Here is a 19,415-nt window from a genome sequence, read left to right as displayed (position 1 = left end):
TCAGATCGTTTGGCCCACCGTAGCAGATAAGTGAAAGGCTGCCTAACACTTAGAGGTTGCGTAGATTGAGGGCTGAGCCGGCCTGGCGTGAGGAGCAGACCGACGCGGGCACGTGTGACACAAGCGCTTCGCGGTGTTGTTCATCGAGGACGGCGTGTGGCGGATGCCGCCCATCGGCGTCGAGTTCGTCGGCAGGGAGCAGATCCGCGCCGCTGTCGAGCGGCTGCAGTGCGCTGTCAACGTGGGCGCCCCATGGCGCCTCCGATAGTGTCGTGGTCGCCGTGGGCGAGGAAAATGGCGGCACATCCGGCCGAACATAGGCAACGGGCGAGGTCTGCGGGTCCATGTCGTAGGGGCTAAAGCTCGGCCCGGACAACCGCACCCAGATCGCGCTCCTCGCCCACCACGCAAGCCTTTCCTGACCTGCCTGTGCATGCGGGAGATGGGGCGACAGCAGCAACGACAACAGCGCCAAGGATACGACCGTGGAGGATGGCCGATGGCGCGCCGTACAGACAAGGAACCGTATGACCACCACCGCGCTCATCGTCGGCGACCTGCAGGCGGGCATCGTGGACAACTACCCCTTCGCCGCCGACGTGCTCCCCGTCGTGGAAGAGGTTCTCACCGCGGCCAGAGCCTCCGGGATCCCGGTGATCTTCATCCGTTTCGGGCTCCGGGCCTCAGGCCTTGATGTGGCAGCGGGCAACCAGTTGATCAGCGGCCTGCACGGGGCGGGGACGCTGTTTCACGAAGAATCCCCCGAGACGCTCGTGCACCCGCGCATCGAGCCGTTGCCGGGCGAGGCCGTCGTCCTCAAGCGCCGCGCCAGCGCCTTCGCGGCGACCGACCTCGATCGGCTCCTGCGCGCCCAGCACATCGACTCGATCGTGCTGACCGGTGTCGCGACCGGGGCGATGATCGCCGCTACCCTCTACGACGCCTCCGACCGCGACTACCACGTGACCGTGCTCAGCGACGCCTGCGCCGACGGGGAAGCGGACGTGCACGACTTCCTGATCAACCGCGTCTTCCCGGCCAGGGGCGCTGACGTCCTTACCGGCCACGAGTGGACCGCCCGCCTGTGACCAGCCGTCAGCTTTGAAGATCCGAGCCATGCCCGTGAACCTCGCCCACGGCGTGCTCATGGCCGGTCAGGCGCTCATGGACCTGGACCGTTGCTGGAGCAAGTTCCTGACGGACATCCCGTTCGTCATGATCCTGGCCCTGGGCATCTTCGCCCTCAGGCGGCGTCTGTCGCACGAATAGCGCGTGTCCATGGGGCGCACGACCTCGCCGGACGAGCCGTGCGCCCCGAACTGCCGACCGGGCCTGACGGCGTCAGCCGCCTGTGGGGCCGGTCCAGTCGGCGGGTACGCGGCCGAGACGGACACGCTGAGGGTGGTCGCCGACCGGAACGGACGCCACCTTCCGGCCCGTGGCGAAGTCGATCGCGCTGACCTGGTCGGCGCCGCTCTCGGAGACGATGCACGCCCTGCCGTCGCCGCTTACGGTCGCCCAGTAGGGCTTGGACGCGGTAACGAGCGCCGCCTCCTGGAGAGTCGCGCGGTCGACGATGGTCGCGTAGTCGTCCATGGTCGCCGCGACGCACAGCTTGTCGCCGCCGGGGTTCATCGACACGCCGTGGTGGCGGGAGTCGTTGATCCAGTCGTTGCGGTTCTTGCTGGTCGAAGGGTTCTCCGGCAGGGTCTTCACTCGGGTGATCCGGTCGGCGGCCACGTCGTATTCATAGAAGCCGTTGAAGAACGACACCTGGAAGTACAGCTTGGACCCGTCAGGGGTGAACACGGCGGGCCGGACGGCGTCTGAGACGTTCTTGTGCCCGAAGGCGTCCAGTCGCTGCCTCATGTCGATGATCTTGAGCTGCCTGAACGTCGAGGTGTCGACGACGGTGATGCGCCGGTCTCCCTTGGTCCAGTCCAGCCATGGGTCGTCGAGGTCGGTGTTCACCTCGCCGATCGACATGTTCCACAAGTACCTGCCGTCGCGGGTGAACACGTTCTCGTGCGGCTTGTCACCGGTCTTGAACGACCCGGCCTCCCTGCCGGTCTGGATGTCGAGGACGTGGACGGTGTTGGACGTCGACGCCGACACCGCGACGCGTTGGCCGTCCGGAGAGACCGCCATGTGGTCCGCGCGGTAGCCCGATAACGGGAACCGCCACTTGATCGTGCCAGTGGCCAGATCGATCGAGACGACGTCGGCGAAACTCGGTCGCGACACGACCACGGCTGTGCCGTCGGGGGTGGTGTACATGTCGTCCACGAACTGGTCGTGCCCTTCGCCGACGGTCTCTCGGATGGCGAGAAAGTAGGCGAGCTTGACGGGGTTGAGGTAGATCTCGCTCAGCCGCTGGTCCTTGTCGGGGATGACGTCGACGCGGCCGATCTTGGCGAAGTCGCCCGTGGACTTGATGACGTCCGCCGTGCCCTCCCAGTTGTTGCCGACGAACAGCACCTCCCGCAGGGCGGAGGTGCCCGTCTGCTGCGCCGCCGCCGTCCCGGAGCCCGCGACGGCCATCGCCAGCGCAACCGCCATCCCGCCGAAGACCCGTCGCCCGGAAGGCCCCGTCATCCACCGCGAGCGCCTGTTCTTGCCAGAGGACATCGTCGCCCTGCCTTTCGCATGGGTCGGTCATCGCCTGCAGAAACGCGCGGAGCATCGCGCCACCCAACGCATAGAACGCGTTCTATTTACGGTGGCTACTCGAGAGTAAGGATTGCCCTTCGCCCCTACAAGACCTGACTTCGGGGCTGTGTACCGCGCAGCGGCCCGTACCGACGAACTACGGACGGCCGGCCGAGCCTGCGGCGTGCGACTGGAAGCCGACCACCCGGAGGTCACAGAAAAAACGCGCAACGAGCGGGACGCTTTCATACAGGCGACCAGGGTAGGGGACGCGCATGGCAACACTCATAGAACGGCTGCGCGCTTATCTGCACAGCCCCAAAGGCAGACAGAACGTCGAGAAGGCTAAGCGAATGGCCCGGGACCCGCACACGCAGCAGAAGGTGCGGCGTTACCTGGACCGGTTCCGGTCTCGGCGTCATTGATCCGGGCGGCTGACCCGAGCGACACGGCGTTCCCGCGAGAGAACGGAAGCCGCGTCTCGGCGACCAGGGCGATCATCTTCAGGTCGCCGAAGTCCCTCCTGCCTTGCGGGGCCGTGGCGGTAGCCGGTGGAGCGACTCCAGGTCGGCGACCCGTACGGCCGTCACGCGCCGGCGGGCGCTTCGGCGTACGGTGGCGGAGGTCGTCAGCCACCGCGCATCCTCTTGATCAGGTCTATGGCCGCGTCGACATACGGGGCGTCGACGGCGCGGATCATCGGGTTCCCCTTGGTTATGGGGGGCGACCTTTAGCGCTCTGACGTGTGGTTATATCCAGAAATGCCGGGGTAGCCCGCCGAGGAACACGTCTCAACGGGGGAAACGAAATGCTCAGAACTCTGCACAAGATGGGCATCCGCTCCAGCCACATGTACGTCGCCGGCGCCGCGTCCGTTGGCTTGTCGTTCATGTCATGGCTGACGTCGAAGCAGGTCGCGAGCGAAGGGCTGGCCCGCGCCGACAGGTGGGGGATCTTCATCGGCGAGTGGGCTCCCACGTTCATCGCTCTGGGTGTGGGCCTGGCCGTGGAAGAGACACGCGACGACCTCAACATCACCGCTCGGGAAGAGATCCGCGAGCGCGTACCCGAGCCTGTCGGGATGTAGGTGAGACAAGGGCAGGCGGCCACCCACCGGGGCCGCCTGCCCACCGTCCTGGACCAAGCCGAGAGCGCCGGCCAGCGAGCAGCCGTTCGGCCCGACTCCCGCCATCAGTGGCTCGGTCTCAGCGTGGTCCTGGGCTTCAAGGTCAATCGGACAGCAGGGGCCCGCGCCGTGCCCGGCGCGTGGCGGCCAGCCCTCCGGCCAGGCCGCTCACCGCGCAGACCAGCACCAGCCCGGCGTACTGCGGCAGAGAGTAGGCGAACCACGGCTCGCCGGTTGCACCCTTGCCGAGCGCGGTGAGCGAAGCGGCGGCGATGCCCGTTCCGAGCAGCGTCCCGACACACGTCACGATCATCGTCTCCCAGCACACCGCTCTGGCGAGCTGCCGCGGCTTGGTCCCGACGGTCCGCAGCAGCCGGATCTCCTCGGCCCGCTCGGCCATGCAGGCTCAGCGTACCCGCGACCACGAAGACAGCCACGAACCCTGACACCACGGCCGACAGCACCAGCAGCCCCATGACGCCGTTCAACTCATCGCGCGCGCTCGCTGCCACGACCACGAGCCCGCTCCCGCCGACCAGCGTCACAGCGAAGATCACCGCCGCGAACGAAGCGGCGAAGCCCATCCGATTGGACCGGACGTTGCTCCAGGCCAGTACGAGTGTCACCGGCGGCCACCCAGCCGCAGGCCGATCTGCTCCGCCGAGGGCCTGTCGAGGACATCTACGATCCGCCCGTCGGTCAGGACCAGCACGCTGTCCGCGCGGGCTGCCGCCTCCGGATCGTGCGTGACCATCACCACCGTCTGACCGAACGCGTCGACTGCCTCCCGCAGCAACGCCAGCACCTCGTGCCCGGTGCGGCGATCCAGCGCCCCCGTCGGCTCGTCGGCGAACAGCACCTCCGGCCTGCCCAGCAGGGCGCGGGCGATCGCCACCCGCTGCTGCTGTCCACCGGACAACTGCGCTGGGCGATGCCCTTCCCGCCCAGCCAGGCCGACCCGGTGCAGCAACTCGCGCACGCGTGACGGGTCGGGCCGCCGCCTGGCCAATTTGCTGGGCAGGATCACGTTCTGCCACGCGGTCAGCGACGGCACCAGGTTGAACGCCTGGAAAATAATGCCGATCCGGTCGCGGCGCAGCGCCGCCAACTCCTTCTCGCCCAGGCGGGTGATGTCCTGTCCGGCGACAAGAACCGCGCCCGAATCCGGCCGGTCCAGCCCCGACGCGCACTGCAGCAGTGTGCTCTTCCCCGACCCCGACGGGCCCATCACGGCGGTGAAACTGCCGCGCGGGAAGCCGACGCTGACCTGACGGAGCGCGGCCACCTCCGTAGCGCCCTTCCCATGCGTCCTGGCCACTCCCTCGAGGAGGACCGCATGATCAATCATGATCAGCAGCGTGCCGGAACGCGTGCACCATTGCCCATCAGGTATTCCCCGGATCGGTCCCTGAGGCTCGCCGCACCACCCTGACGCCTCTGTCCGGTCCGCGAGCGACTTCACTGCTGGACTTCGATCCGCTGGTGGCGGGATCGCCACCAGCCGTTCTTGCTGTGACGTTCGCGACTTCCTCAGAACAGCCAGACCGCGGGCTCTACCGTGGGCAGGTCGGTCATCGCCTCCGGTACCAGGTCGCCGATTCCCAATCTTCCTGGTCGCGTTCATAAACGTCCGCAGGGGCCAGCAGGTCGGTTGCGCCGATAAAACGGAGAAACTCCGGGTCGAGGCAGTTGTCCCAGTCATCGGCGCATCGGTGCTGCCAGTCAGGGTCAGGGTCGTAGCAACGCTCGTCGGGCTGGAACGACGACCAATGCACGATCCGACCTCGCCAGCGGTGCTCGATCAACGTGGCAGCCGACCCGCCGTCGGTGAGAGCGGCAAGCCAGGACGGGTCGATGCTCGTCAGTTCCTCGCCGCAGATGTTCGGGGTGGTCGGTGTAGACAGAGGCAAGTCCGCTGGGTCTGGGTCCGGCGGGTCCACCGTGGCCGTAGCGCAGGGCCCGACGCGAGCGAAACGGTCGTTGCCGGTGCGGTAGCTGCCGTCAACCCGCAGCCGCCAGGAGCCATCGAGCTGCCGCTGCCATGGCATGTCCGGTACCAAGGGCGGCTGCCCGCCCTCAGTGATGACGCGGATTTCGTCGAAACCGTACCGGCAGAACCGACGTGGGCCGTCGTTGACGTCGTCCTGCCAGATCACATCCTGGGAGCCGCCCTCGTTGAAGTGCCGCCCCCAGATCGTGCTGTAGCGCCAGTACCCTATGTGGTTCTCGCAGAAATCCACGACGTCGGGGCTCTTGCCAGAGCCGTACTGGATTTCGGCGTAGCGCCCCTGCGGCCCGCATCGGATGCAGACCGGAACATGATAGGAACCGCCGGGCCCAAGCAACATCCAGGCGATCCACTGCGCCTCGACCTCATCGATGCGGCGACCAGGCTGCGCATAAACCCGGATGAAGTCCGTGAAGATATTCGACACCAGCCGATTTTGACCGTACACCGAGACCCGCGCCACCGAAGGTGCAAGGTAGGTCCGAACTTCCCGCGTCAGTACATCGTCCTCGCCTCGCCCCCGGACTCGCCGCTCCCCCAGATGTCCTCCGCGGCGGGCAGGTCGGCCTGCAGGGCGGTCACGTGGCCGCGCACGGCGTCGGACAATCGACCGAACTCTGACACCGCCGTGGCGAGATCGGTGTACGAGACGTCCAACTTGCGAAACCCCTTGTCACCTGCAAATCCCCCGGTGGAGACGAGGGTCGTCCACGGGCCACCGGTGTGGCCCCTGATCGCTGGGATCAGCGGCCTTCTGTGGCCTCGATCGCCCGGCCGGCGCCCTCCGGCGTAATCGCGAGCACGCCGGTTCCACGCACCCTTGTGTCGTGGTTCAGAGTAAACGGGCTGATACCGCAGGCGGCAGCAATCTCTGGGGCCATGTCGAAGGCGGCCAGTGTCCACTCATCGATCTGTTCACCGCTTGCCGTCCGCAGGTCTCCGTCGACCGGCAGCCCCAGTTCCTGAAGCCGTACCTGCTCATAGGGCAGCGGGTTGCCGAGAGTGAGCGATGCGTCATCCGGTTCGCCGGTTGCCGCGTACCGACGAATGACGCAGCCGTTCTCGGCCACCACCCATGCCGAACCGTCCCCCTGCGCGCCGTAGTAGTAGGCCTGCGCCCCTCCATAGCGGGCACTGAGCACCCGGCACAACCTGAGCACATCCTCACGACGTCCGCCGTCGCAAGGATCGCACCAGGCCCCGATGACCAGGGTCCATCCGTCCACCTCGGGCGTGACGAAAACCCGCGACAAGTGATGAGGATCGTCCGGTTCGCCGTGTCCATCAGCGTCGATCACCTCTTGTGCCTCAACGAAGGTGATCGGCCTGGGCGACGACAAACCAAGGACCTCCATGAGGCCGACCTGGTCACCGGTCGGGACCGCGATCCAGTAGTTCCAGCACGTCGATATCGGCTCAGGCCAATCCTTCGCCTCTGCCTGCACAGGCTCACTATGCCAGAGGACCCGGTTCCATGATCTGGGACCGGGCCTTCTGACCGTTCACGGGTAGCTCTGGCCTGCATCCAACGCCCGATCCGCAGCTGCATCGACCGGTCCGAACTGTTGCGGCCATCTCCCCGTCGGCCACCACAAGGGACACCAGAACAGCCGCACTGACCTGGGCGGGGTGTTCACGAATAGGGCCGGCCCGAGGTGGGTCACGCTCCGTCGCTCTTGCCGAACCAGCGTTCGAGCGAGTCCCGTAGCGGATGTCTGGCGGCGTCAGAGGTCCACGCCACGTATCCGTCAGGACGGATCAGCAGCGCCTCGGCCGGGTGATCGGCACCACCCCGGAGCACGTCCACCCGGTCCGCCCAGCCGGTTGCCTCGGCCACCAGGTCGTCGCGCCCGGCCAGGTCGAGCAGGAGCGGCCGCCCGGTCCGCAACAGCTCCACCAGCCTGACCGGCCCGCCGGCGGTCTTCAGCACCATGTCGGCGGCCATCCGCCCGGCCCCGGGCACGCCCACGTCGTAGGTGGTGTGCACGCCGCTGATCATCCCGCTCAGGTACGTGTTCACCTCGTCGAAGCGCATCAGCTCGGCGAACAACTCGCGGAGTGGATCGACTGCCGGGTCCGGGTCGGCCAGCGCGGTCTGCGCCCGCACGTTCCACAACACGCGGGCGGCCACCGGATGCCGTTCGGAGTGGTAGGTGTCGAGCAGGCCGTCCGGCGCGTGCCCGTGCACCTGGGCGGCGAGCTTCCAGCCCAGGTTGAAGGCGTCCTCCAGCCCGGTGTTCAGCCCTTGGCCTCCCCACGGGAAGTGCACGTGCGCGGCGTCGCCGGCGAGCAGCACCCGGCTCTTGCGATACGTGTCCGCCTGCAGTGCGGCGTCGCCGTAGCGGGACAGGTTCCTGGGGTCGGCCATCGGGACGGGCCGGTCCAGGATGTGTTCGGCCGCCTCCCGCAGCTCGGCGAGGGTAACCGGTGCCTGCCGGTCGGGGTGCGGGGCGCGGAAGTCGTACGTGGTGACGCGGCTGTGCCCGGCCGGGTCGAGCCAGACGATGATCCAGCCGCGCGGGGTGCGGGTGTAGCCGGGTGGCAGGCCGTACGGGTCGAGCAGCCGCACGTCGCCCATGAGCGCGGCCACCCGCGCGGGCGTGCCGCTGAACGGGATCCCGGCGGCGCGGCGTACCGTGCTGCGCGCGCCGTCCGTGCCCACCACGTAGCGCGCGGCCAGCTCGCGCCCGTTGGCGGTCAGCACCACGTGGTCGTCGTTCTGGACCAGCCCGGTGACCTCTTGCCCGCGCCTGATCTCCGCGCCCAGCGCAGCTGCGCGGCGGCCGAACACCTGCTCGGCCCACGCCTGTGGACTGCCGACGATGCTCGCGCCCTCCTCCACGACCGCGCCCAGGTCGAGCCCGAACATGCCGGAGAAGTGGAAGCGCACGCTTCCCCTGCTCGACCTGCCGACCGCGTCGAGCAGGCCGCGCCTGTCGAGACTCTGCGCGGTACGCGCGTGCAACGTACCGGCCTTCGACTCCCGGACGGCACCGCCAGCCGTTCCAGCACGAGCGGCCGGACGCCCTGCAGCCCGAGCTCGGCGGCCAGCAGCATGCCCACAGGGCCGCCGCCCACGATCGCGACGTCGAACATCGCAGCTCCTTCCATACACAACCACGGGTTTCAGACCAGCGCCGGCTGGGCGATTCGCTTCCTGGCGAAGGTGAGCGCGACCGCGGTGCCGAGCAGCATGCCTACCGCGGCGATGAACACCGCCGTGCGCAGGCCGGTTGCGAGCGCCGTGCCGGTCGCCTCACCCAATCCGCTGGCGGCCACCAGCACGGCCAGGCCGAGCGCCGAGCCGACCTGCAGCGCCGTGGAGGCCAACCCGGAGGCCACGCCTTGCTCGCGACCCGCGACGCCGGTCGCGGAGGCGATCCACATGCCGGTCCAGGTGAGGCCTTGGCTGACCCCCATGATCACAATTCCGGGCAGGACGTTCGCGTACGATCCATCGGCGCTGACGCCGACGGCCACCAGCGCGGTCCCCGCGGCCCCTCCGATGGTGCCGATGAGCAGGGTCAGACGCATCCCGATGCGGCCTGCCAGCCGCCCGCCCAGCTGGGTGCCGAACGCGATCAGCAGCGCGGGCACCAGGAAGGCCAGCCCGGTCGCCACCGCACCGTAGCCGAGGACGGTCTGGAAGTAGACGGTCAGGAAATACGGCAGCGCGTTGAACGTGACGCCGAAGACCAGGATGACGGCGATGGCCGAGCTCAGGCTGCGGTTGCCGAACAGCCGTAGCGGCATGAGCGCATCCCCGCTGCGCTTCTCGACCGAGACGAACGCGGCCAGCAGCACGACGGCCAGCACGACGCTGCTGAGGATGGACGGCGAGGCCCACCCGGACTCCGGGCCCTGGATGAGCGCGAAGGCCAGCAGACTCACCCCGGCCGTGGCCAGCACAGCGCCCGGTAGGTCGAAGCGGCGGCCTCGGGCCCGCGGGCCGTCCGCCGGGATCAGCAGGTAGGCGCCCGCGATGGCGATGGCGGCCAGCGGCACGTTGACGTAGAAGACCGCCTGCCAGCCCCACGCCCCGGTCAACAGCCCGCCCAGCAGCGAGCCGAGCGCCAGCCCGCTGGCGCCCGCGCCGCTCCACACGCCCAGTGCCCTGCCGTCGCGACACCACGGCCGGACGTCCCCGCCCGGCCGCGACCGGTAGCAGCGACTCCAGCACCACCCACTGCTCATCGCTCAGATCACCACGCACCCGACGATCATGAAGACCTCAGATCACGCAAAGATCAATTTGAAAACAGGCCCTAGCCGCCTCTAGCCGGCGACGAGGCCGTCGAGCAGCGCGTCGAGTGCCGAGATGATCGGGCGACGGGCGAAGCCGATTCGCAAGTTGTCCGGCATGATCAGGATTGTCCTTGACGATCGGCTCGGGCGAGAGTGACGCGGCACCAGGCAACCTCGTCCAAGCCACCGCTGTGGAAGGGAAAAGCGCTCTCGTGAGCCGGAAAGTCATCCTCGACGTGGACACCGGAACCGACGACGCGGTCGCGATCATGTTCGCGGCGCTGCATCCAGACCTCGACCTGATCGGTGTCACCACCGTGAACGGCAACGTGCCACTCGAAAACACCACCGACAACACACTGCGCGTGCTCGACTGGATCGGAAGGTCCGACATCCCGGTCTTCGCGGGTCTGGCCCGCCCCATCGCCCGGCTCGGCTTTCCATCCGCCAAGCACTTCGACCGAGACTCCGGCGACGATCCGCACGGCAGTGCGCTGCCCATTCCCGAACCGCGCAGCGTGTGCCAAGACACCGGAGCGGTCGAGTTTCTCATCGAGACACTGCGCTCGGCCACCGAGCAGATCACGTTGGTTCCCGTGGGCCCGTTGAGCAACATCGCCACCGCGCTGGCCATCGACCCCTCCCTCACGAACGCGGTCGACGAGGTGGTGATCATGGGCGGGGGGCATGCGGTGACCAACGTGACCGCCTCGGCCGAGTTCAACATCTGGGCCGACCCGGAAGCCGCGAACATGGTTCTGTCCGCCGGCTTCAGCCGCCTCACCCTGGTGCCGCTCGACGCCACCTACCAGGCCCTGGTCACGCGGGACACCTGCGCCAGACTGGAAGAGTCTGCGACGCCCGCCGGGATCGCCGCCTCCCGGTTCATCTCCCGGCGGATCGACGCCTACGACGGGACAGTGACCGCCGACGACGCCGCACCGGTACATGACGTCGTCTGCACCGCCTACCTCGTACGGCCCGAGATCATCACCACGCGAAGCCTGCACGTCACCGTGGACACCACCAGCCCGCTCACGATCGGCCGGACCGTGATGGACACCCGGCTCAATAGCCCGCAAAAGCCCAACGCGGACGTCGCGCTCGGCGCGGACCCGCAGGTGCTGGCAGAGCTGCTGCTCGACGTCTTCACCCAGCGCGGCCGAAGCGAGCAAGGCTGACAGGTTCCAACGGACCGGATCATCGACACGGTCGCTGCGATCGGGGAGGGGGGCCAGGCTCAACGGGCTGGCGTTCGAGTTGTCGTTGAATCCGGTTGAGTGTCGCGAACCAGGCAGGTGCGCCGTCGTCGTGATATCTCGTCAGAACCCGGTCCGGTTCGATGGCGGCGACGTTCCATCCGGTGCCGGGGTTGAACGCCGCCCTCAGCTCATCCCGGCTGACGGGGTGCGGGCCGGTATCGGGACCATCGTCGCTGAAGCACAACACATACAGCGTCCCATCGTGCTCGATCACCGATGCCAGACTCGCCACGTATCCGAGTCGCTCGTCGGCGTCGAAGGTGTGGAACAGTCCGCAGTCCAGCACCGTCTCGAACCGGCGCCCCAGACGCTCCAGCCGCAACGCGTCAGCCGCGGCGAAGTCAACCTCGATCCCGCGATCGTCGGCCTTCGCCCGGGCGATCGCCAGGGCCGTCTCGGCCACGTCGACGCCCAGAACCGGCAATCCCAGCGAGGCGAGGTGAAGAGCGTTCTCGCCGGTCCCGCAGCCGGCGTCGAGCACCGCTCCGGCGAATCCGCCTTCGGCTGCCGCACGCACCACCGCCGGCTGCGGCCGGCCGATGTCCCAAGGTGCGGGGCCGTCGTGGTACGACACATCCCAGGGCACTCCCGTCATCCGTTCGTGACTGGTCGGGTGCCGACCACTGAACGGATCGTCAGCCAGGGTTCCTGATCGCTCCGGCAACTTCGTCCCCTTCCTGTGACTGATCTCGCCACCTCGGGCGTGGCACGCCCCGGCCTTGACCATTCCTCGGCGAAGCGTGACCTCGTGACGTGGAGCGAGGGATCCGCCGCCCGCGGACGCGGGGAAGGCATGCCTCCGTCACGCCGATCGAGCGCGAGGTGTGCCGGCCATGAGGGGGACGCTACGCGCCGCCCGCTTTGACCTCACCCGTGGCGGAGCCCGTTCTCCTTGGAATCATCAGATGCTGATCCTTGCCGCGGCCATAGGTGTGGCAGAACGACCGGCCCGGCGAGGTGGACACACCGGGCCGCAGCCAGGAGCTGGCATCGACGGCCACCACCCTTCTCCTCGAAGCGTTCCCGCGACGAAGATGAGGGTGATGGCCGCCCCACGCTAGGCGACATGCCGTACCGAAACAGTGGCAATCCCGGGAACCTAACGCCTGTCTCGCTCACCGCGACCGATGTGGCCGCGCCAGCGCGTGGAATCGGTGATCGAAACGCTCAATGACCGGCTCGGTATCGAGCGTCCCGGGGCTCACTTCGCGCCGCGCAACCGCGGCTCACTGCTCAGGCGCCAGCACCGGGCTGTTGTGATAGGCGGCGATCAGCCACTGGCCGTCCCGCTTCTCGAAAACCCAGGTCGCGTTCACCTTACGCAGGTCGTCCGGAACCTCGGTCTCGCCGGCGAACAGGATGGCGGATTCGCTGACGACGATCGCGCCGTCCCTGCCGACGAAGCGGATGCTGAGCTGCTTGTTGTAGGTCGAGCTGCCCTTGAGCGGCCCCTCGAAGCCCAGAGCCATGTTCTGACGGATCACATCCCGGCTGTCGCGGAGCGAGCCGGTCATGATGGCGGTCGCGTCCGCGGTGTAGTTGGCGACCATGCCGTCGGCGTCGCCGGCCTCCCACGCCTTGTAGGAATCAACCAGCACGGCCTGGATTGCGGCCTCGTCCTCCACACGACTGTTCGACATCAGATTCTCCCTTGTGATCGGCTCGCCCGGGGTATTCCGGCGAACTCGCTAGTACATACCGGCGGCGGAGTCGGAACTCATCGCGCCCGCGGTCAAGAGATGTTGAGGCGTGCTCGGGTCCGCCGGCTGAAGGGTGACGCTCCCGCGCGAGCGCGCGCGCCGGGCCACCGCCATGACCCCGAACACGATGCTGCCGTCGGCATCCTTGCGCAGCTCCGGGAAGTGGTGCGCCAGGTCGAAGCGGTTGACCATCGATGGACGCCCGAGCAGGTCGTGCGCAGCACGACCTGCTCGGGCGACGCGCCCTCGTTCTACCAGCCGGCCGTCCACGACGACGCCGACCGCCCGGCCGCGCGGATCGCTATCCGCTCCACGTGGCTGTCGGGCGAAAGACGTCGAGGCCGGCCCTGTCCCGCGCCGGCCCGATCTCCCGTCCCATCAGCCCGGACCAACCCATAGTCCAAGCGTCACGGCCACGTTCGACGAGCCGTCCCCCACCCTCGCCCGGCTAGGCGTCGGCGATGGCAAGTCCCTGGTCGTCGAGCCTGGCCGCCAGGCGGAAAGTCGCGTAGACGTTGGAGTCCTGGAACACCGAATTCCGGCTGATGCCCTCGTCGGTGACGGTGAAGATCTGGAGCGTGTGCAGGGCGTACCCGTCGCCGACGCGCTGATAGGCGGCGAATCCGGGCTGGCCGCCGTTGGCCGCGACCTCCTTGAGAAGCCAGTCCTTCCCGGCCGCCCCGAAGACCCATTCCATGAACAGGCCGTAGTTGCTGCGGCCGGAGAACCAGTTGAGCATCGGCGGCATCTCCATGAGCACGTCCTCGGTGAGCAGCCGTTTGAGGCCCTCGACGTCGGCGCGCTCGAACGCCTTCATGTAGCGTTCGACCCAGGCGCGCTGCTCGGCCGCGGACGGCTCGCTGACCCGTTCCTGCTGGACCCCGACCTCCTTCACGCGGGTACGCGCCCGCTGCAGGGCACTGTTCACCGACACGACGGTGGTGCCGAGGATTTCCGCCGTCTCGGACCCGGAGAAGCTGAGCACGTCACGCAGGATCAGCGCACCGCGCTGACGCGCCGACAGGTGCTGCAGGGCGGCGGCGAACGCCAAGCGCAGGCTGCTGCGGTCGATCACGGCCCCAGCCGGATCGCCCGCGTCCAGCAACGAGTCCGGCAAGGGCTGGAGCCAGGCGGCGTGCTCTCCCTGGACGAGCGGCCCGAGCGGATCCGACGCGGCCACCAGCCCCGACGGCAGCGGGCGGCGGCCGTGCACCTCCAGGGCGGTCAGGCAGGCGTTCGTCGCGATCCGGTAGAGCCAGGTGCGTAGCGAGCTGCGAGTATCGTCGTACTGCTCCCGCGCCCGCCACGCCCTCAGGTACGTGTCCTGGACCAAGTCCTCTGCGTCGTGGGCCGAGCCGAGCATCCGGTAGCAGTACGCCAGCAGCTCCGTCCGGAACGGTTCGATCCGACGATCGAAGCCTTCTTCCCCCGCCATCACGCCACGCCCCATCTCCACTGCCGCCACAAACACCGTACCTGTCGACTCCAGTGACAATCCGCTATGGGCGGATAGATCACCACGCGGTCGGCAACGGCCTGGCCACGGCATACGTCCCGGATTTTGGATAAAGAACAAGAAGGGCCTGCAGATTATCAACACGCGGGTTTGATCTTGTTGGCAGCGTGGGTGTCTTCGTCGAGGACTCGTGCGTGCACGACGCGCAGCAGACCTGGCGGGGTGGGCGCGGAGGTGATGTGCGTGCCGTGCTGGTCGAGCAGGCCCGTAAGGGGACACAAGGCCCAGTGAGGGCATCCCGGAGCTCCTGGCGGCGGGAAGAAGATCCCGGTGTTCGGCGAAGGATGGATGTAAGCACTGTTCACCATTCCGGAAGGCACACTCATGACGGAGACGGGCACGTGACCGCCGACGTGGGCGAGCAGGCGACCGACCGCCAAGGTGGCCGCGTCCGCGCACGGTCGCGGCCGTCCGGCTGCGCGCCGCGCGCTGCTCATCGGTCAGCCGACCATCCTGCCCCGTCATGGCGGCCTGGTCAGCGAGGGTCATCGTTACTGAGTATCCGTCGACGCGGCGTATCGGTGTGGTAGATCTGGCGCACCGGCTGAAACATCAGCCAGGCAGATTGCGAGGTTCCACCGGAGCGCTGGAGCGCTCGACCACGTCGATCGCGGCGGCCGCCAGGGCCAGCACGGGGAAGATCACGTGTGGCGGCACCCGGTAGACTCCCCGCTCGGGCTGCTCGACCAGCCCGGCCGAGGCCAGCGTCTTGAGGTGGTGGTACAGCTGGCCCGGGGAGGCGAGGGCCAGCTCGGCCTGAAGGTCGGCGACCGGCTTGGGCCCGACGACCAGCAACTGCAGGATTTCGAAGCGCGCCGGGTGCCCGGCGGCGGCCAGTACGGCGGCCAACGGCCCCGTCGGCTGCTGAAGCAACCAGCCGGGGCTGCGGTTTATCTCCCATAGCCACTGGTGGTCGCCGAGTTTGGCCTGGCCGCCGTAGGTGATCAGGCCGGTGTCGTCGCCGACCGCCGGTGCCTTAGGGGCGATGAGCGCGGCCTCGAGGGCGGCGACTCGCGCCTCGAGGTCCTGGAGCCGGTCGTTGGCACTGGTCAGGGTTGCCTCACTTCAACGCTGTGCGGACTTTCTCGAAAAAGACCGAATCGGTCGCCATCCGCACGATGAACTGCTGATGAGCATAGCTGCGCATCCCGGAGAACCAGGTCGCCTCAGGCAGTCGCCGCAGTGCGAGGACGGTCTCGCGCGGCTTCTCACCTGGCCGGATTGTGTACATGGCCTCGCTGATGACGCCGGGCAGCGCGCCGCCCTTGGTGCCGATGAGGAGTGTGCGGGGGTCGGCTCCGGGCTGGCGCATCGGCCACTCCAGGTGCTTGCTCGCCGTCTTGTCCTTCCTGAGTTCGGCGAGCACTCTGCGCAGAACGCCAGGTTCGACGCGGGTCACGGTTTCGGCCCAGGTAGCTTGCTGGGCAAAGCTGGGGAGCGTGGGCTGCACCTGCTTACCAGCCTTGACGTAGTTCTTCAGACAGACGTCGGCGGGCAGCGTGCAGCCGCCGACGGCGCGTAGCATCTCGCCGTTGATGGTACCGACGCGAGTCTGCGCGATCTTGCGCAGCACGCCGGGGCCGAGGCGGTCGCGCAGCAGGTCGGCGGCGGCGTTGTCACTCTCCTCGATCATGGCGGAGACGACCTGGTCGAGCGTGACGGTCGCACCGGGCTTGAGCCGTTTGAGCGCCGCCTCGTGGGCACCACCATCGGTGCCGGGCAGGTGGTAGGCGTTCCACAGGGCCACGGAGACGGGCTCGCCCGGCTTGGCCCTCCCCTTGCGGACGGCGTCGGCGTAGGCGGCGAGATGGATGATCTTGATGGCTGACGCCACAGGGGTGAGGCGATCGGCGTTGTGACTGATGCCCTGTGTCACCAGCGCGACGTCGTCGGGATGAGCGCGGATGTAGGCGAGTACGGCCTCAACGTCCTTGAGGTCGGCGGGGGCGGCGACGGCGCCGGTCATCGGGGCCGCCAGCACGGTGGTCAGCAGCATGCTGAGGATGGATTGCATTCCTCGATTCAACCATAAAACCGAAATTTCGGAATATTGAATTTTGAGGTTGACGGCTGATCACGTGTCGCTACCAAGCATGATCCAGCCCCGCAGCGCCAAGTCCCCTGGCCCGAAGGATCAGCAGCGATCAGACCCCACCGTCCGGGCCCTGGCCGCCGGGGGCGCGGTGACGGCCAGGGCGGGTGGAGCGGCCGGGTCTCAGCTGCGGTTGATGCTCGGCGCCAGTTCGGTGGGGGCCTCCTGTGTGTCGATCGGTTCCGGGCGCCGGCCAGCGGCCCGGATCCGGCGGAACACCATGCCGGCGGCCACGGCGGAGGCGATGCCCAGCAGTGCGAGCGCCAACGGAACGATGGTCTCCGGCCACGGCCAGGCGTTGCCGGTCAACTGGACGTTCATCACCGGATACTCCAGCGTCTTGGCGGTGAACCGGGCCGTCTGCACGTCGTGGGTACGGGCGATGTCGCGCAGCACCGGATCGAACGCGAACTCCTCGCCGAGGTGGAGATACTCGGGCCGGAGACCTCCGGTGTCCGCGGCCGGCCCGGTGCCCGCCACGTGGCGGCGCGCCGCGTCCAGACCAGGCACGAGCAGGCGGTCGAGGTCGTCCGCGGCTGCCGCGACCGTCGAGCGGGGGATGAACGTCAGGCCGTGCCGGGAGCGGACCGGACCGTCGCCGACCGCGACCGTGCGGCCGATCATGGACTGCTCGGTGTAGGAGACGAACGCGGAGGCGAGTTCCAGTTCGCCGACGCCCTCGATCAGCCGGACACCGATGGTCGACGGCCCGACCTGGTAGGAGGCGTTGAGTGCGGCGACCACGTCCGGCGCCGCCCAACCGGACCTGGGGATCTGCGCGGCGCTGCCGGGCGAGTAGTGACGCCAGTGGACTCTGGCCGCCGCCGCGCGAGCGGTGTCCACGTCGGTCAGCCGTTCGACGATCCGCAGGGCGCCGTCGATGCCGGACAGCACACCGGCGGTGGTGATCAGGTTTCCGTCGTCGACGTACCGCAGGCCGCTCGTCCACTGGACGTTGCGGAAATCCGCCCGCAGACCGGGTAGCCGTGTCCAGTGGGAGGTCGCGGGCCTGCCGTCCAGCAGCCCGGTGGCGGCGAGGGCGCGTGCCCCGTTGCAGACACTGACCACCAGCGCGCCGGCGGCTGACTGCTGCCGCACCCATGTGGTGATCGCACCGGCCTCGGCGGGAACCGGCTGCTGGAGGGCCGGGATCACCACGGCGTCGAGGCTGTCGTGCCGCTCGCCGAGCAGCCGGGCCAGCTCGGCGAAGGTCAGGTCCGGCACGACGTCCAGGCCACCGGTCAGAGGCGCAGGTCCAGGGCGGGCCGAGACGACGTAGGTGTTCACCCGGCCGGTGCCCGCCAGCACCTCGTACGGCCCGAGCAGGTCGGCGGCGTTGGCGCCGCTGCCGTTGACCAGCAAGGCGACTGTGGGCTTGGCCGGATCATGGTCGGCGGCCTTCGGCGCGGGCTCGGCCGTCACCGCGTCCGGGCGCGGCTCGTACAGGTCGCCGAACTTGCCCATGGTGTTCACCGCGGAGACCGCACCTGGGATCAGCAACGCGGCCAGCACGACGGCCGCCCTCCCGATCCACTTCGACCGAAGGATGCCGAGGCGGTGCCGGTGCCGTACGTACTCCTCGCGCCGCCTCAGCATGACCGCGGCCATGAGAACGAACATGAGCACGTGCCCGATCGACATCACCAGGTGGCCCGGTAACACCCCGAACCCGTACGGGACGAGGAGAACGAGGAAAGGCGCGAACATCGCCACGCTCATCTCGGCGATGCCGGGCCAGCCGTGGCGGCGGACACGCATACAGACGGCCATGCCGATGGTCATGTCGGCGGCCGTGATCAACATGTTGACGTCGATCCGGGTGATCTCCGGCAGGACCGCGTCCCGCACCAGATCGAGCAGCAGCATCCCCAGCATCATCGCGATGACCATCTCGATGTAGTGCCAGAGGAACCGGCCGACCAGGCGCGTACGTGACGTGTGGACTGTCATTGCTGTGCTCCTGACACGAAGGACGTGACATCGCCGGCGTTGCCGTCATGGCAGGTGGTGGGCGCCCTGGCCGGACGATGCCAGTCCAGCTGTCTCGGCGGGCGCGGGCAAGCGATCAGCGGTCGGGTTGTCCGGATAGGAGGGCTGTGTGTCCGTTGCGGTGTGGTTCATGACAACTTCCGGGGAACGCTCGGCACGGCGCAGGCCCGTCTCTCTGCTGCCGGGTGTGTGCCGATCACGGCGGAGGCAACCAGTACCTGGGGCACGAGCTCGGAGACATGCGCAACCTGTGCGACACGCTGGTCACCCTGCAGAGCTGGAAGACGACCTCGAGGTCGTCGCCGAGCCGGCCTCCGGCGATCACATCGTGCCGGCGGCGCTCCGCCACCGCACCGACGTGGCGGTGATCGACGTCGGCTTGCCGGCGTGAGCGCTATGGGAGCAGGCTCGCGGCCGTGTCGATCCCCTCTCTACGCTGGCCGGATGACGTGGCGTTCCGCTCCCAGAATCGGACACCCGAGGAGTCGACCGAGCAGGGGCAAAGGGAAGGCACCGGGTAGCAAACAAGCCCCTGAGCAGCGCAAAGGCCCGTCCGATTACCCGGACGGGCCTTGTTTACCTCTGGTGGGGTGTTCACAAGTGCGGCTGGCTTGGGGCGGAGCAGGCACTCGGAAGATCGTTTCCCAGACCGGATTCGGCGCACGTCTCGGTACCGCACGCCCACAAGTCGCCGTTGGCGAGGCTGACGAGTACTCGGGGATGCGGCACAGCTTTGTCTCGCTGCTCTCCGATTCCGGAATGCCACTCGAGGCCATCTCACGCCTGGTCGGACACCGCAACACCACTGTCACCGAGATCCGGGGCGGC

Annotated in this window: 21 protein-coding genes and 1 pseudogene; 5 read left to right on the top strand and 17 right to left on the bottom strand. The window is 68.2% G+C overall.

Going from position 1 to position 19,415, the window contains the following annotated elements; translation table 11 throughout:
• Positions 1-49: 49 nt before the first annotated feature.
• Positions 50-466 (bottom strand): hypothetical protein, encoded by a 417-nt coding sequence (locus ACTMTI_RS21180; RefSeq protein ID WP_441122168.1) that lies wholly within the window; start codon positions 464-466, stop codon positions 50-52.
• A 61-nt stretch (positions 467-527) separates the two neighbouring features.
• Between ACTMTI_RS21180 and ACTMTI_RS21175 the strand changes: the two genes are divergently transcribed.
• Together ACTMTI_RS21175 and ACTMTI_RS21170 are read left to right on the top strand one after the other, a co-directional pair.
• Positions 528-1,088 (top strand): cysteine hydrolase family protein, encoded by a 561-nt coding sequence (locus tag ACTMTI_RS21175; RefSeq protein WP_441122167.1) that lies wholly within the window; start codon positions 528-530, stop codon positions 1,086-1,088.
• Between the two features lie 28 nt (positions 1,089-1,116).
• Positions 1,117-1,269 (top strand): hypothetical protein, encoded by a 153-nt coding sequence (locus ACTMTI_RS21170; RefSeq protein ID WP_441122166.1) that lies wholly within the window; start codon positions 1,117-1,119, stop codon positions 1,267-1,269.
• A gap of 72 nt (positions 1,270-1,341) precedes the next feature.
• Here ACTMTI_RS21170 and ACTMTI_RS21165 read toward each other — a convergent pair whose 3' ends face one another.
• On the bottom strand, positions 1,342-2,559 hold the full coding sequence (locus ACTMTI_RS21165; protein WP_441122165.1) for a YncE family protein: 1,218 nt from the start codon (positions 2,557-2,559) through the stop codon (positions 1,342-1,344).
• Between the two features lie 898 nt (positions 2,560-3,457).
• On the opposite strand from ACTMTI_RS21165, the gene ACTMTI_RS21160 reads away from it, so the two are divergent.
• The gene (locus ACTMTI_RS21160; RefSeq protein ID WP_441122164.1) at positions 3,458-3,736 is read left to right on the top strand and encodes a hypothetical protein; all 279 of its coding nucleotides are present in this window, start codon (positions 3,458-3,460) and stop codon (positions 3,734-3,736) included.
• A gap of 142 nt (positions 3,737-3,878) precedes the next feature.
• Here ACTMTI_RS21160 and ACTMTI_RS21155 read toward each other — a convergent pair whose 3' ends face one another.
• The 8 genes and pseudogenes from ACTMTI_RS21155 to ACTMTI_RS21120 form a co-directional block, all read right to left on the bottom strand.
• Positions 3,879-4,175 (bottom strand): FtsX-like permease family protein, encoded by a 297-nt coding sequence (locus ACTMTI_RS21155; protein ID WP_441122163.1) that lies wholly within the window; start codon positions 4,173-4,175, stop codon positions 3,879-3,881.
• A gap of 222 nt (positions 4,176-4,397) precedes the next feature.
• Entirely contained in the window at positions 4,398-5,123 is a 726-nt protein-coding gene (locus tag ACTMTI_RS21150) for an ABC transporter ATP-binding protein (RefSeq protein ID WP_441122162.1), read from the bottom strand.
• A 223-nt stretch (positions 5,124-5,346) separates the two neighbouring features.
• Positions 5,347-6,210 carry a hypothetical protein gene (locus ACTMTI_RS21145; RefSeq protein WP_441122161.1) on the bottom strand — a complete coding sequence of 288 codons (864 nt, stop codon included), beginning with the start codon at positions 6,208-6,210 and terminating at the stop codon, positions 5,347-5,349.
• Positions 6,211-6,278: 68 nt separating this feature from the next.
• Positions 6,279-6,440: a hypothetical protein gene (locus ACTMTI_RS21140; protein ID WP_441122160.1), complete on the bottom strand. Its 162-nt coding sequence runs from the start codon at positions 6,438-6,440 to the stop codon at positions 6,279-6,281.
• 86 nt (positions 6,441-6,526) lie between these two features.
• Positions 6,527-7,228, bottom strand: a complete 702-nt coding sequence (locus ACTMTI_RS21135) for a hypothetical protein (protein ID WP_441122159.1) — start codon at positions 7,226-7,228, stop codon at positions 6,527-6,529.
• Positions 7,229-7,443: 215 nt separating this feature from the next.
• Positions 7,444-8,748 (bottom strand): FAD-dependent monooxygenase, encoded by a 1,305-nt coding sequence (locus ACTMTI_RS21130; RefSeq protein WP_441122158.1) that lies wholly within the window; start codon positions 8,746-8,748, stop codon positions 7,444-7,446.
• Positions 8,749-8,762: 14 nt separating this feature from the next.
• Positions 8,763-8,840, bottom strand: a pseudogene (locus tag ACTMTI_RS21125) (hypothetical protein); the annotation flags it as partial.
• 69 nt (positions 8,841-8,909) lie between these two features.
• Complete coding sequence (locus ACTMTI_RS21120) at positions 8,910-9,977, bottom strand: MFS transporter (RefSeq protein WP_441122157.1); 1,068 nt, start codon at positions 9,975-9,977, stop codon at positions 8,910-8,912.
• Positions 9,978-10,240: 263 nt separating this feature from the next.
• Here ACTMTI_RS21120 and ACTMTI_RS21115 point away from each other — a divergent pair, with 263 nt between their 5' ends.
• Positions 10,241-11,209: a nucleoside hydrolase gene (locus ACTMTI_RS21115; protein ID WP_441122156.1), complete on the top strand. Its 969-nt coding sequence runs from the start codon at positions 10,241-10,243 to the stop codon at positions 11,207-11,209.
• A 19-nt stretch (positions 11,210-11,228) separates the two neighbouring features.
• Here ACTMTI_RS21115 and ACTMTI_RS21110 read toward each other — a convergent pair whose 3' ends face one another.
• The 7 genes from ACTMTI_RS21110 to ACTMTI_RS21080 form a co-directional block, all read right to left on the bottom strand.
• Positions 11,229-11,954 (bottom strand): class I SAM-dependent methyltransferase, encoded by a 726-nt coding sequence (locus ACTMTI_RS21110; protein WP_441122155.1) that lies wholly within the window; start codon positions 11,952-11,954, stop codon positions 11,229-11,231.
• A gap of 562 nt (positions 11,955-12,516) precedes the next feature.
• On the bottom strand, positions 12,517-12,930 hold the full coding sequence (locus ACTMTI_RS21105; RefSeq protein ID WP_441122154.1) for an SgcJ/EcaC family oxidoreductase: 414 nt from the start codon (positions 12,928-12,930) through the stop codon (positions 12,517-12,519).
• A 48-nt stretch (positions 12,931-12,978) separates the two neighbouring features.
• Positions 12,979-13,182, bottom strand: coding sequence for a hypothetical protein (locus tag ACTMTI_RS21100; RefSeq protein WP_441122153.1), 204 nt, complete (start codon positions 13,180-13,182; stop codon positions 12,979-12,981).
• A 256-nt stretch (positions 13,183-13,438) separates the two neighbouring features.
• Entirely contained in the window at positions 13,439-14,455 is a 1,017-nt protein-coding gene (locus ACTMTI_RS21095) for a sigma-70 family RNA polymerase sigma factor (RefSeq protein WP_441122152.1), read from the bottom strand.
• Positions 14,456-15,058: 603 nt separating this feature from the next.
• Entirely contained in the window at positions 15,059-15,379 is a 321-nt protein-coding gene (locus ACTMTI_RS21090) for an ArsR/SmtB family transcription factor (RefSeq protein ID WP_441122151.1), read from the bottom strand.
• Positions 15,380-15,566: 187 nt separating this feature from the next.
• Positions 15,567-16,520 carry a serine hydrolase gene (locus tag ACTMTI_RS21085; RefSeq protein ID WP_441122150.1) on the bottom strand — a complete coding sequence of 318 codons (954 nt, stop codon included), beginning with the start codon at positions 16,518-16,520 and terminating at the stop codon, positions 15,567-15,569.
• Between the two features lie 201 nt (positions 16,521-16,721).
• A complete protein-coding gene (locus tag ACTMTI_RS21080) occupies positions 16,722-18,548 on the bottom strand; it encodes a DJ-1/PfpI family protein (protein ID WP_441122149.1) in 1,827 nt (608 codons plus the stop codon).
• Between the two features lie 289 nt (positions 18,549-18,837).
• Between ACTMTI_RS21080 and ACTMTI_RS21075 the strand changes: the two genes are divergently transcribed.
• Positions 18,838-18,978 (top strand): hypothetical protein, encoded by a 141-nt coding sequence (locus ACTMTI_RS21075; RefSeq protein ID WP_441122148.1) that lies wholly within the window; start codon positions 18,838-18,840, stop codon positions 18,976-18,978.
• The last annotated feature ends 437 nt before the right edge of the window (positions 18,979-19,415 follow it).

This window comes from Nonomuraea sp. H19, assembly GCF_052068215.1.
Classification (GTDB): Bacteria; Actinomycetota; Actinomycetes; order Streptosporangiales; family Streptosporangiaceae; genus Nonomuraea.
The sequence above is the reverse complement of the archived record's forward strand: the minus strand, read 5'-3'. Positions and strand labels throughout refer to the sequence as shown.

Coding starts and splice junctions, on each gene's coding strand:
- ACTMTI_RS21080 (WP_441122149.1), bottom strand. CDS start 18,548: ATGACAGTCCACACGTCACGTACGCGCCTGGTCGGCCGGTTCCTCTGG.
- ACTMTI_RS21120 (WP_441122157.1), bottom strand. CDS start 9,977: ATGAGCAGTGGGTGGTGCTGGAGTCGCTGCTACCGGTCGCGGCCGGGC.
- ACTMTI_RS21085 (WP_441122150.1), bottom strand. CDS start 16,520: ATGCAATCCATCCTCAGCATGCTGCTGACCACCGTGCTGGCGGCCCCG.
- ACTMTI_RS21155 (WP_441122163.1), bottom strand. CDS start 4,175: ATGGCCGAGCGGGCCGAGGAGATCCGGCTGCTGCGGACCGTCGGGACC.
- ACTMTI_RS21165 (WP_441122165.1), bottom strand. CDS start 2,559: ATGGCGGTTGCGCTGGCGATGGCCGTCGCGGGCTCCGGGACGGCGGCG.
- ACTMTI_RS21170 (WP_441122166.1), top strand. CDS start 1,117: ATGCCCGTGAACCTCGCCCACGGCGTGCTCATGGCCGGTCAGGCGCTC.
- ACTMTI_RS21105 (WP_441122154.1), bottom strand. CDS start 12,930: ATGTCGAACAGTCGTGTGGAGGACGAGGCCGCAATCCAGGCCGTGCTG.
- ACTMTI_RS21175 (WP_441122167.1), top strand. CDS start 528: ATGACCACCACCGCGCTCATCGTCGGCGACCTGCAGGCGGGCATCGTG.
- ACTMTI_RS21150 (WP_441122162.1), bottom strand. CDS start 5,123: ATGATTGATCATGCGGTCCTCCTCGAGGGAGTGGCCAGGACGCATGGG.
- ACTMTI_RS21100 (WP_441122153.1), bottom strand. CDS start 13,182: ATGGTCAACCGCTTCGACCTGGCGCACCACTTCCCGGAGCTGCGCAAG.
- ACTMTI_RS21160 (WP_441122164.1), top strand. CDS start 3,458: ATGCTCAGAACTCTGCACAAGATGGGCATCCGCTCCAGCCACATGTAC.